The organism is Seonamhaeicola algicola (assembly GCF_007997385.1).
Taxonomy (GTDB): Bacteria; Bacteroidota; Bacteroidia; order Flavobacteriales; family Flavobacteriaceae; genus Seonamhaeicola; species Seonamhaeicola algicola.
Window position 1 is genome coordinate 59,351 of record NZ_VOSC01000025.1, and the last position, 12,384, is coordinate 71,734.

Annotated in this window: 11 protein-coding genes; 7 read left to right on the top strand and 4 right to left on the bottom strand. The window is 31.4% G+C overall.

Translation table 11 applies throughout. The annotated features are described in order from the left end of the window. The first annotated feature begins 1 nt into the window (after position 1). The 7 genes from FUA26_RS08980 (at position 2) to FUA26_RS09010 (ending at position 6,448) form a co-directional block, all read left to right on the top strand. Complete coding sequence (locus FUA26_RS08980; RefSeq protein ID WP_147134684.1) at positions 2–280, top strand: SemiSWEET family sugar transporter; 279 nt, start codon at positions 2–4, stop codon at positions 278–280. A gap of 218 nt (positions 281–498) precedes the next feature. After that, positions 499–1,599 carry an alanine dehydrogenase gene (ald, locus tag FUA26_RS08985; protein WP_147134686.1) on the top strand — a complete coding sequence of 367 codons (1,101 nt, stop codon included), beginning with the start codon at positions 499–501 and terminating at the stop codon, positions 1,597–1,599. 145 nt (positions 1,600–1,744) lie between these two features. Then, a complete protein-coding gene (locus tag FUA26_RS08990; protein ID WP_147134689.1) occupies positions 1,745–2,437 on the top strand; it encodes a zinc metallopeptidase in 693 nt (230 codons plus the stop codon). A 59-nt stretch (positions 2,438–2,496) separates the two neighbouring features. Beyond that, positions 2,497–4,266: a MutS-related protein gene (locus tag FUA26_RS08995; protein WP_147134692.1), complete on the top strand. Its 1,770-nt coding sequence runs from the start codon at positions 2,497–2,499 to the stop codon at positions 4,264–4,266. Positions 4,267–4,632: 366 nt separating this feature from the next. Then, the gene (locus FUA26_RS09000) at positions 4,633–5,013 is read left to right on the top strand and encodes a hypothetical protein (RefSeq protein WP_147134695.1); all 381 of its coding nucleotides are present in this window, start codon (positions 4,633–4,635) and stop codon (positions 5,011–5,013) included. Positions 5,014–5,126: 113 nt separating this feature from the next. Then, positions 5,127–5,612, top strand: a complete 486-nt coding sequence (locus FUA26_RS09005; RefSeq protein WP_147134698.1) for a hypothetical protein — start codon at positions 5,127–5,129, stop codon at positions 5,610–5,612. A 53-nt stretch (positions 5,613–5,665) separates the two neighbouring features. Beyond that, the gene (locus FUA26_RS09010) at positions 5,666–6,448 is read left to right on the top strand and encodes an amidohydrolase (protein ID WP_147134701.1); all 783 of its coding nucleotides are present in this window, start codon (positions 5,666–5,668) and stop codon (positions 6,446–6,448) included. On the opposite strand, the gene FUA26_RS09015 is transcribed toward FUA26_RS09010, so the two are convergent. Genes FUA26_RS09015 through FUA26_RS09030 form a run of 4 tightly spaced genes read right to left on the bottom strand, consistent with a single transcriptional unit; the run spans position 6,432 to position 12,383 of the window. Beyond that, positions 6,432–8,048, bottom strand: a complete 1,617-nt coding sequence (locus tag FUA26_RS09015) for an Ig-like domain-containing protein (RefSeq protein WP_147134704.1) — start codon at positions 8,046–8,048, stop codon at positions 6,432–6,434. The two genes, FUA26_RS09010 and FUA26_RS09015, sit on opposite strands and share 17 nt — an antisense overlap. Positions 8,049–8,101: 53 nt before the next feature. Next, positions 8,102–8,782: a ComF family protein gene (locus FUA26_RS09020; protein WP_147134707.1), complete on the bottom strand. Its 681-nt coding sequence runs from the start codon at positions 8,780–8,782 to the stop codon at positions 8,102–8,104. A 17-nt stretch (positions 8,783–8,799) separates the two neighbouring features. After that, positions 8,800–10,926 (bottom strand): c-type cytochrome domain-containing protein, encoded by a 2,127-nt coding sequence (locus tag FUA26_RS09025; protein WP_147134710.1) that lies wholly within the window; start codon positions 10,924–10,926, stop codon positions 8,800–8,802. A gap of 2 nt (positions 10,927–10,928) precedes the next feature. Next, positions 10,929–12,383 (bottom strand): DUF1501 domain-containing protein, encoded by a 1,455-nt coding sequence (locus tag FUA26_RS09030; RefSeq protein ID WP_147134713.1) that lies wholly within the window; start codon positions 12,381–12,383, stop codon positions 10,929–10,931. Position 12,384 lies beyond the last annotated feature (1 nt).

A 12,384-nucleotide genomic window follows, 5' to 3' on the forward strand; every position in this document is an offset into this window, starting at 1 on the left:
CATGGAAGGTTTCAACATAGATTATATAGAAATTATAGGTTTAACGGCCGCTGTTTTAACAACAACGGCTTTTTTACCTCAAGTTTACCAAACATGGAAAACTAAAGATGTATCGGCTTTATCACTTCCAATGCTACTCATTTTTTTTATAGGTATTTTGTTTTGGCTGGTTTACGGTATTTTACAAAAGAGTTTGTCAATGATTTTTGCAAATTCTATTACCATATTATCTTCATTTTTGCTAGTTTACTTCAAAATTAAGTACAGCAAACGTTCGTAAAACTTCTAATAAATTAGGGGTTTCTAATTTTTTATACGTCTTAATTACATAATAGTTAAAAAAGGCATGTTGTGAAGCACTATTTTAGTTAATTCACAACTATATGTTAATTTTCTTAATTATTTTTTAATAAAAACATGATTTTTGAATTTTTTTTCAATCTAATGTTTTAAATTTGTAACCGTTTTTAACAAATAACTTAAAAATTATCACCGCTTATGAAAATTGGTGTTCCTATTGAAATTAAAAATAATGAAAACCGTGTTGGTATGACGCCATCAGGAGTTTTTGAACTTACAAAAAGAAATCACACCGTTTACGTGCAAAAAAATGCTGGTTTTAACAGTGGGTTTTTAGATGAAGATTACGTTGAAGCTGGCGCAGTAATTCTTAATACTATTGAAGATGTTTACGCTACTGCCGAAATGATTGTAAAGGTTAAAGAACCTATTGAGCAAGAGTATACGTTAATTAAGCCACACCACACAGTGTTTACGTATTTTCATTTTGCATCAAGTGAGCCGTTAACAAAAGCTATGATTGATAGCAAAGCAGTTTGTATTGCTTATGAAACTGTTGAAGATAAAGATGGAACGTTGCCACTACTAATTCCAATGTCTGAAGTAGCCGGAAGAATGTCTATTCAACAAGGGGCAAAATATTTAGAAAAACCTATTATGGGACGCGGTATTTTACTTGGCGGAATTCCGGGAGTACCACCTGCAAAGGTGTTAATTTTAGGTGCTGGTGTAGTAGGTGTACAAGCGGCACGTATGGCTTCTGGTTTAGGTGCCAACGTATTTATTTTAGATATAAATATGAAAGCCTTAAGGCATGTTAGTGAAACTATGCCTAATAACGTTATTAGCGAATTTTCTAGTGAATATAATATAAGAAAGCATATTAAAGACGCCGATTTAATTATTGGTGGTGTACTTATAAAAGGTGCCAAAGCACCAAAACTTATAACAAGAGATATGCTTAAAGATATGCAGCCTGGTACTGTAATGGTTGATGTAGCTGTAGATCAAGGTGGCTGTTTTGAAACCACAAAACCAACTACCCACCAAGACCCAACCTATATTATAGATGAGGTGGTGCATTACTCTGTGGCAAATATGCCAGGTGCTGTACCATACACATCTACAGTGGGCTTAACAAATGTAACGTTACCGTACGTTATTAAACTGGCAGATATGGGCTGGAAAAAAGCAACCAAGAAAAATAAATCACTTGCCAAAGGACTTAACATAGTAAATGGTAAAATTGTTTATAAAGAAATTGCAGAAGCATTTGATTTAGCATTTGAAACTGCATAATTTAAGTTGATCAGGTTAATAGTAGAAAGCCCTAATAAACAAAAGTTTGTTAGGGTTATCTTTTTTTATATGACAAACTTTCATATTTCTATTTATGGTGTAATTATTGTTATATTTACTTTATAAATTAAAAAGAAAAAACAAAATGATAGGATATTATATATTAATTGGTGCTATAACCCTTGTAAGTTGGGCTGTTAGTAACACACTAAAACGCAAGTTTGATAAATACTCAAAAACACCATTGCGTAATGGTATGAGTGGTGCTGAAATTGCTCAAAAAATGTTAGCAGATCATGGTATTTACGATGTTGAAGTTATATCAACAGCAGGCAGATTAACAGATCATTATAACCCCAAAAACAAAACAGTTAATTTAAGTGAGGCTGTTTATAACCAGCGTAACGCAGCTGCCGCAGCAGTAGCAGCGCATGAGGTTGGGCATGCTGTACAACACGCACAAGCTTATAGTTGGTTGCAAATGCGATCTACCTTAGTGCCTGTGGTTAGTGTAAGTTCTGGTATGTCTCAGTGGTTAATTATAGGCGGTTTAGTTTTAGGTGGTGCTGCTGGTTTAGGTTTAGGCTGGTGGGTTGCTGTTGCAGGTGTTGTATTAATGGGGCTGGCAACATTGTTTAGCTTTATAACATTGCCTGTTGAGTATGATGCCAGTAACCGCGCATTGGCTTGGTTAAAAAATAAAAATGTTGTAACTCCAGATGAATACAAAGGTTCTGAAGATGCTTTAAAGTGGGCTGCAAGAACATACTTAGTTGCGGCTATTGGTGCACTTGCTAACTTATTATATTGGGCGTTACAAGTATTTGGTAGAGACTAAATTTAAAAAAATAGTTTATGAAAGCTCTGAAAATTTCAGAGCTTTTTCTTTATTAAAAAATGATAGATACAAATAATTTTTACAAAGAAAACGTTGCACTATATAAGGCAAAAGCCAAAGCTAGTCATAAAAAAATGATATCTCTAAGCTTGGTAAGGCTAATAGTATTTGTGTTAACGGGTTTAGGTGTTTATTTTACCTTTAATACTTGGCAAGTGGCTGTTTTAATAGCCTTAGCGGGTGTGGTTATTTTTGTGAAATTACTATCCAAATACACCGATGTAAAAAATGATAAAGCTTTTTTTGAAGCTTTAGTAACTATTAATGATGATGAAATTGCCATTGCATCGGGTAAATTTCATGATAGAGATAGCGGTAGTCAATATCAAGATCCTTCACATTTTTATAGTCTAGATATAGATTTGTTTGGTCGTGGTTCTTTTTTTCAATTTATAAACAGAACTACCATAAATGAAGGTGGAGAAACACTTTCAAATTTATTAAAGGCTAATAATATTAATAATATTCCGGTAAGGCAAACGGCTATTAAAGCCCTAAGTAATATGCCTAAGTGGCGCCAGCATTATTTAGCGGCATCTAGTTTGGTAACCATTGAAACGCCTGCAAAAACAATAATTAGCTGGCTTAAAAATTATACATTGTTTTTACCTAACACTATGCGCTGGCTGCCATTGGTGTTTTCAATAATAACAGGTGTTTTATTGTTGGCAACTTTAGGGAGTTTTATTGCGCCGTCTATTATTGGGTATTGGTTATTTGTTGGTTTAGGTGTAACAGGTGTTTATGTTAAAAAAATTAATGAACTATCATTTAAAACAGATAAATTAAAATACACATTTAGGCAATACAGCGTGTTGTTAAAACATATTGAAGAGGCCGAATTTAATTCAGAGCTTTTAAATGAAAAACAAGCACTTATAACGTCAGAGCATAAAAAAGCATCGGTAATTTTTAAAGAACTTTCAAAAGCCTTGGATGCTCTAGATAATAGAAACAATATTATAGGCGCTATTTTTGGCAATGGTTACTTTTTAAACGATTTAAAAAATAGTTACAAAATTGAACAATGGATTAAAAATTACGGTCATAAAGTTAATGATTGGTTTGAAGTTGTATCATTTTTTGATGCTTATATTTCATTAGGTAATTATGCCTTTAACCACCAACAATTTGTTTTCCCTAAAATAACTAACGTACCCCAAGTTATTGAAGCTGAAAAATTAGGACATCCGTTACTAAATGCTTCAAAACGGATTGACAGTAATTTGCAAATTAATAATGAGGAGTTTTTTATTGTAACGGGTGCAAATATGGCCGGTAAAAGTACTTTTTTGCGTACGGTATCACTGCACATTGTTATGGCCAATGTAGGTTTGCCAGTATGTGCAAAATCTAGTAACTATAATCCGGTAAAATTAATTACTAGCATGCGAACTACAGATTCTTTAACCGATGATAGTTCGTATTTCTTTTCAGAATTAACCAGACTTAAATTTATTGTTGATACCATTAAAAATGAACCGTATTTTATAATTCTAGATGAAATTTTAAAAGGCACTAATAGTACTGATAAAGCTATTGGCTCTAAAAAATTTGTTGAAAAATTAGTAGCATCAAACGCTACTGGTATTATTGCTACACACGATTTAAGTTTATGTGCTATTGAAAATGAACTTAAAAATGTAAAAAACTACTACTTTGATGCAGAAATTATTAATGATGAACTTTACTTTGACTATAAACTAAAACAAGGTGTTTGCCAAAATATGAATGCATCCTTTTTACTTAAGAAAATGGATATTGTATAAAATCAAGTAATCTAAAAAGTAAAACCATTAACCGATACATACAAGAGACTTTATCGATAAACGATAAAATGGATTATAACAATCTATAAATTTGCTATAGTAAATTGTTTAATCCATTAAATATCAAAAGTATGTCAATCTTCAACATATTACTTATATTACTAGTTTTCGTCATCGTTTTTGGCGTATTATCATGTCACATATTAATAGTTTCTTACAAGTTAGATAAAGATTTATCTAGAGTAATTAATAATGCAAAGCACTATTTAGAAGAAGTTTCAGAAAGTAAAATACAACCTGAACATTTTATATAAATAGAATAGCTAGCCAGTACTTCACCTAAATCTAACCTAAAAACTTTAAAGCATGTTAATTATAAAAATACTTTCAGTGGTTGTTGTGTTATACATTATTATAACACTATATTTTTTAATTCAATCATACAACATACAAAAAGATACAAATAGCTTAAAAAATGCCCATAATGTAATGCCAAATACCTTTTTTAAAGAACAAGAATTACATAAAGACATTATTTCTCAAATAAAAATGCCCAAAGAGCACTTTGGTTTAATGCAATGCCTAAAGACATTAGATTTTATTCAGGCCATGGAAAATTTCTATGATTGTGAACATAAACCTTGTAAAGAAGATGTTGAAAATAATTTAAGAGAAATGCAAAAAATTAAATGTAAAATGAAAAGAAGAATTATTAAGCTTTTGAGAGGAAAGCGAAATTTGGTTTAATTTAAGGTTTAACCATTTGTAAAAGTAACGTTTAAAAATCCAACCTAAACGTTACTTTTTTTGTTTATGTAACTTTTTTATAAGGAATGTGTCTTAAATAAAAATAACATACAATGAATATAAAATATTTAATATTAGTACTAATTTTTGGACTTTTTAGTGTTGCCCTTAATGCCCAAAACACTCATGTAAAAAATGCTAACTACACGTTAAAAGGCAGTAAAATTTATAAAGATGGTAAAGATGTAACAACAACTTTAACTGAAGCTGAACAAGAAATTATAAAAAAATCATTACAAGAAGAAAAAGACGAAACTAAAGCTAAACTAAAGCAACAGAAAGATTTAAAGAAGGCTGAAAAAGAAATAAAGAAAGAAACACAAAAACGAAAAAAAGCAGCTAAGGCATTAAAACGAAAAGAAACTATACAGGCTAATTACAATAAAGCAAAAAATAATTTAGAAAAAACACAAGCTAAGTTTGAACGCTTAAAAGCAAAAGGAAAGCTATCTCCAATTAAAGAAATTCAATATGAGCATAAGCTAGAAAAACTTAATGAAAAGTTTATTAAAGCCGAAAAAAAGCTAAAATCTATTTAAGCGTAAACTTTGTTTATGTTTGGTTTTGCTGTTTAAAATAAGTAATTTTCAATATGCAAAACGAACTAAATATAGCATTAATTCAAACCGATTTAGTTTGGGAAAACCCCGAGCAAAATCGGTTTAATTTTTACAATCAAATAAAAGCCATATCAAGTAGTGTAGATGTTGTTTTATTACCCGAAATGTTTACAACAGGTTTTACAATGAATGCCAAAGCTGTTGCCGAAACCATGCAAGGTAAAACAGTAAATTGGATGGCGAATACTGCAAAAAAATACCAAGTTGCTATTGTAGGTAGCGTAGTTATTACAGAAAACAACAACTTTTATAACAGATTAATTTTTGTTGAACCTAACGGGAAATTACACAGCTACAACAAACGTCATACATTTACGTTAGCTGGTGAAAATAAAGTATACACCAAAGGAATTAAGCAGCTTATTGTTAATTATAAAGGTTGGAAATTTTGTCCTTTAGTTTGTTATGATTTACGGTTTCCTGTTTGGGCAAGAAATATAGCTGATTATGATGTGCTTTTATATGTTGCCAATTGGCCAGAAAAACGTATTACTGCTTGGAATACGCTTTTAAAAGCGCGTGCTATTGAAAATATGAGCTATTGTATTGGCGTAAATAGAGTTGGTGTTGATGGTTTGGGTATAGAATACTCAGGAAACTCTGCAGTTTATGATGTTTTAGGTACTAAAATTACAAACATACAGCCAAATAAAACACAGGTTGAAGTTGTTACACTACAAAAACAACATATTTTTGAATATAGAAATAAGTTACGCTTCCTGGATGATAAAGATGCTTTTAGTCTAAAAATTTAAGTGTTTGTATTAATCCCCAATTGGCTCTTATTTCTTCATCATTATCAAAAATAAAGTGGCTTACGTGTTCTGGTTGTATCTTTTTTAAATAATTACCAGAGTCGTATTTTTTGTTACCATTAGCATCATGTATGGCTCTAACATAATATTTTCCGGGTGTAACGTTTAAAACGTCTACTTCTTGTTGTTTTTCAACGTAAGTTTCAAATTTAACATCGCCTTTATCATTAGTTAACTGCAGTATTAGTGGGTATTTAGCATTAACTAGTGTAAAACGAGCGTAACCATAATCAGATTCTTTTCTGGTGCTAACTTGGTAGTTTAAAGTATCAGTATTAAAAGTGCCATAAAAATCTTCAAAAGCTTCGGGTTTTATTTCAAAGTTATATTTGTTTTCGTATGTTTTATTGAATTTGAAAACATAAGCGTTGTTAATAGTATCAAAAACCGTTGTAAAGTTTACTTTGGTTGAATCTTTGTCTATTAGTGTAACTTTTTCAACATCAAAATAGGTAAGCGGTGTTGTGCCAGAAATTTTAAAATCTTCATTTAAAGAAATAGAACTTGTAGGGTTAGCGTTAAGTGTTAATGAGTCGCGTTCTTGTACGCTAATTCTAGCTGTAAAAGCTTTTTCGTAATTGGTATTTGTTACGTTAAACAATAGCGAGTCTGCTTCTAACCTTGGTTTGTACCAATAATAAAGTGTATCTGTTTCTTGGTCTTTGGTAATTTTATATTTAAAATCTTCAGGTGTTTCAGACTGTATGTTTATTTTCATGTTTTTATAATCTCCTTCATAACCAAAAGCAATTTTTTCACCAGAAATAAGCTTTGGGTTTACAGCTTTAAAATCTAGTGCTTCTTTAAAAAGTTTTAATGTGTAAGTAGTGTCTGTAGGAACATTTATAAATGTTTTATGAAATGCAATTTGATCTGTTTTTTGCTGAAATTTATTATCGCCATTATTATCTTTTAAAGCCATAAGCATGTATTTGCCAGCTTTAATGTTTTCAATAGAAAATGTGGTAAGGCTATCAAGTGTGTTGGTTATATATTTTGGTACTTCTTTATAAACAATAGAGTCTGTAAATGTAGAGTCTACTTCATATAAAGCAACATTTACAAAGGTTTCAGGCGCTCTGTTATAAGCATCAATTATATTACCTTGTACTTTTAACGAATCTATATAATCTCCGGTAGAAAACACATATCTGTAGTAAGGGTAGGGGTTTCCTTCGTTATTATCTACAATACTATTTCCAAAATTAAAAGCATAGGTAGTGTTTGGTAAAAGTGTATCAATAATTTTAATTTTTATTGATTTGCTAGCACCACTCATGGGTCTAATTTCTGGTTGGTATTTCATTGGAGGCGAAATAATGAGTTGCTTTTCAATATTTTTAATTTTTATGTACTCATCAAATTCAACTTCAATTTCGTTTCCTTTAAAATTTGTAGAATAGTTTTCAGGTGAAGATTTTTCAATTTTTGGAGGGTCTTCATCTTTTGGGCCGCCATCGGGTGTGCCGCGGTTAGCGCAATTAATTAAAAGTGTTCCAAAAAAAACTAATAAAACAATGTTTGAAAGGGTTTTAGTCATTACCAACTTAATTTTGCACAAACCTACATAAAATTAGAAATATAACGTGCAAATTATGGTACTATTGCCATGGTGGCAATGCTAATTTTTATGTTTTTGGCTTGTTGCAATACCGTAGCACATGCCTCTAAAGTAGCGCCAGTTGTAATAATATCGTCAACTAATAAAATGTGCTTATTTTCAATATTTTGCATGTTTTTTAATGCAAAAAGTTCGTTTGTGTTTTTCCAGCGGGCTATACGTGTTTTATTGGTTTGTGAAGTGGTATTTGTAATTTTTACCAGTACATTATCTATAAAACAAGCGTTTAAAGCCAGTGCCAGTTGTTGTCCAAATTTAGTAACTTGATTGTAACCGCGTTTTTTAAGTTTCTTTTTATGCAACGGTACAGGTATTACACAATCAATGTTTTTATAATCATTTATGGTTTTAAGCTCATTACCTAGCCAATTGCCAAGTGTAAAGCCAATATTTTCATAGCCTTTATATTTTAAACCATGTATAAGTCTTTGTACGTTGCTCTTTTTTTCAAACCTAAAAAGAGCGGTTCCTAATTCAATTTTTACACGGCCATAAAGTACTTTTTTTACACTGTTATTATTATCAAAATGAAAGTTTGTAACGGGTAAATCGTGCCGGCAATCAACGCAAATAACACTTTGGTTATCTTGCAGTAAGTTATGGCATGCATAACAAACCTTTGGAAAAAATAAGTTTACTACATTGGTTAGCATTAATTTTTTTTATAAACTTAATAAAAAAACAGCTGATCTACGTGCATTTTTATTCCATTGGGTTGTGCTACTATTTTGTAATATTGGTATTTACCATTAGGAACTTTTAAAGAAATATTTTTTATATCTTCTAAGTTTTTTGTGTTTTCGTAGTTTTTTCTTTGTGCAAGTTTCCATTGTTGCTTATCATTAGAGATCCATAATTCAACATATTTTACAGGACAATGTTTAATTCTATTTTGATAAAAGGAATATCCTACACTAAGAATAACTTCGTTAATGTTTGGTGTTTCAGTTTTACCAAAATCAGCTATAGCTATTAACGGTTTTTCTTGAAAACCCGCCCAAAATTTAGACACATCAACCTTATTATTATTCATAACCACATTGTCTAACAAAATTCTTTTTGCAGAACCCGTATATTCTCCTAAAATACCTTCGTATTCTAGCTCAAAAGCTTTAGGAACAAAACCTTTGTCTAGAAACGTAAAACTTTTAACACTGCTGGGTTTCCATCCGTTTTTATAAGCAATAGTTTTTATGGTTTTAAATTTTTTACCGTCTAGCATTACTTTTAAATCTGAATTAAGTAAGGTAGAGCTACTATCGGGCTTATCTCCATTATCGGTGTAGTGTATTTTAACACCATTCATTTTATGCCAAATTTTTACTCTATCTCCAGAGTTTATAACATTAATATTTCCTTCAAGAATAGGAGGTGTAAGGTTTGCCAGCGTATTAGTATCTGAAACATAGCCTTTATAAAATGTAACCAAAGGAAGTTCTTTTTCAAAAACAGCTAAATCATTGGATGTTATAGGTGTATTCCATAGAAAAACTTCTTTAAGGTTTTTAAAGTTTTTTAATATGCTTAAAACTGAAGCATTTACTTTGGTACTAGACAATGAGATAGATTGAAGTTTTAAACAAGTTTTAAGCGCCTGTAAATCATTGTTTTTTACATCAGTACCATTTAAAATTAAGTGCTCTAAATTATTAAGTGTGCCAATAAATTCTAAGGCTTTATTGTCTACAGGTAGTTTTGCAACGTTAAGAAACACTATTTGTTCCTTAATTTCAGATAAATCAGTTAAAAGTTTTAAACTATAAGTTGATTCTCCATATATGGATACATCTATAGCAGGCGAATTTGAAGATTTTTGTATTACTGTTCTGTAAGGGCTACTGTTTAATGATTCAACAAGTTTTGCATCAGCAAATTCAAACGTATATTTTGGTATTGTAGAAGCTTTTTGTTTTTGCCATTTTTTCTCAATAAGTTTTTTTAAAGGAGCTTCTGGTTTTAATTGAGCAAAAGAAATGGTGTTATTCGCGCCTTGAAGAATCCAAGTTTCTAATAATTCTATTTCTAAAGGCGTTAATTGAGGTTTGCCTTCAGGAGGCATATGTTCCTTATCATTTATAGGTAATTGTGCGCGTTGCATGAACTGGCTGTTTTCTGGTTTATGAGCTACCCAGAGTGGGCCATTTTTGCCGCCTTTTGTAATGCCTTCAATTGTACTTAAATCTAATGCGCCTTTACGTTTTTCAGGGTTATGACAACTCACACATTTTGCGTTTAAAATGGGTTTTATATATGCTGAATATACAGGTGTGCTTTCATCTATTTTTTTAGTTTTAGCAGCTAATAATGGTTCAGTTATAAAGTTTTTGCCATGAGTTAAACCAGCTCCGTAATGACCAACTAAAACAATGCCTATTAACCCAATATATAGCAAAGTTTGATATACTATTTTTTGTTTGCGAAGTAATACTAAACTATAAATTAAAAAACATAATACAATACCAGCCCATTTATGTAAGTTCATTAATTGAGATTCATAACCTTCAAGTGATAGTAAAAAGCCCATTAAAGTAGCTAATGCAGTAGTTATAGCAGTTATTAATAAAAGGAATAAATTAATTTTATTAAAAGCATGCTCATCAAGTTGTTTTTTTAATGTGTTTAGTAATGCTAACAAAACAACAAAGGCCACAGGGAAATGGAGTAAAATAGGGTGCATTCTTCCTAAAGGTTGTAGCCAAAACGGAACTTTAACAGAGGTTTCAAAAACTATTAAAAATAATAATAAACAGTGAAGAAACAACAATGCGTTTAAAGCAAAAGATGTGATTTTTTTCATGGTTATGCTAAAATATCCTTTACAACATGCCCGTGTACATCTGTGAGCCTAAATCGTCGACCTAAATACTTGTAAGTTAACTTTTCATGATCTAAGCCCATAAGATGCATAATGGTAGCATGTAAATCATGAATATGAACTGGGTTTTCAATAATATTATAGCCTAATTCATCTGTTTTTCCGTACACTTTTCCGCCTTTTACACCACCACCGGCCATGAATATGCTAAAGGCTCTTGGGTGATGGTCTCTACCATAATTATCTTTAGTTAGTTTTCCTTGGCAATAATTGGTTCTACCAAACTCTCCACCCCAAATTACTAGTGTTTCATCTAATAAACCACGCTGTTTTAAATCTGTTATTAAAGCTGCAGAAGCTTGATCTACATCTTTGGCTTGCCCTTTAATTTGCCCAACTAAGTTATTGTGCTGGTCCCAACCTTGATGGTATAACTGTACAAAACGCACACCGGATTCTGATAATTTTCTGGCTAATAAGCAATTGGCGGCATAGGTACCAGGTATCATACAATCTGCTCCATATAGTTTTTTTATATGATCTGGTTCTTTTGAAACATCAGTAATTTCGGGTACAGCAGTTTGCATTCTGTAAGCCATTTCATATTGCTTAATTTTAGAATGAATTTCAGGATCTTTAAATTCTTTATACCCCATTTCATTTAAAGTTCCTAAGTGATTTAACATATCCCTTCTAGATTTCATATTCATACCTTTTGGGTTGTTTAAATATAAAATAGGATTTTCACTAGCACTTAATTGTACACCTTGGTGTGTACTGTCTAAAAATCCGTTGGACCATAATTTTGAGTACACACCTTGTCCAGTACCACCGCCTTTTGATAATAATACACAAAACGCAGGTAAATTTTTATTTTCGCTACCCAAACCATAACTAAACCAAGACCCCATGCTTGGGCGGTTACCTACTTGAGCTCCAGTTTGTAAAAACGTTAATGCAGGATCATGGTTAATAGCATCGGTATGCATGCTTTTTACAATACAAATATCATCAGTAATTTTAGCAATATTTGGTAATAGTTCACTAACCCAAGCACCAGAGTTGCCATATTGTTTAAAACCAAATTTTGAACCTACTAAAGGAAAACTTTTTTGGTAGGCAGTCATGCCTGTTAGCCTTTGCCCTTGCCTAATAGACTCTGGTAAATCTTGCCCAAACATATCTCTAAGTTTAGGTTTAAAATCAAAAGTTTCTAGTTGTGAAGGGGCACCGTTTTGTACTAACATTATTATGCGTTTGGCTTTTGAAGCAAAATGTTTTAAGCCTAATGGTATTTGGTTAGCAGCATCTTGCGATCCTTTGAATAAATCTGGCGCTAATAATGAGCCCAAAGCAACCCCACCAAGACCCATAGCGGCTTTTTTAAAAAAATGCCTACGATTTATATTTAAATGATGTTCAAAAACGTCTTTTTTCATG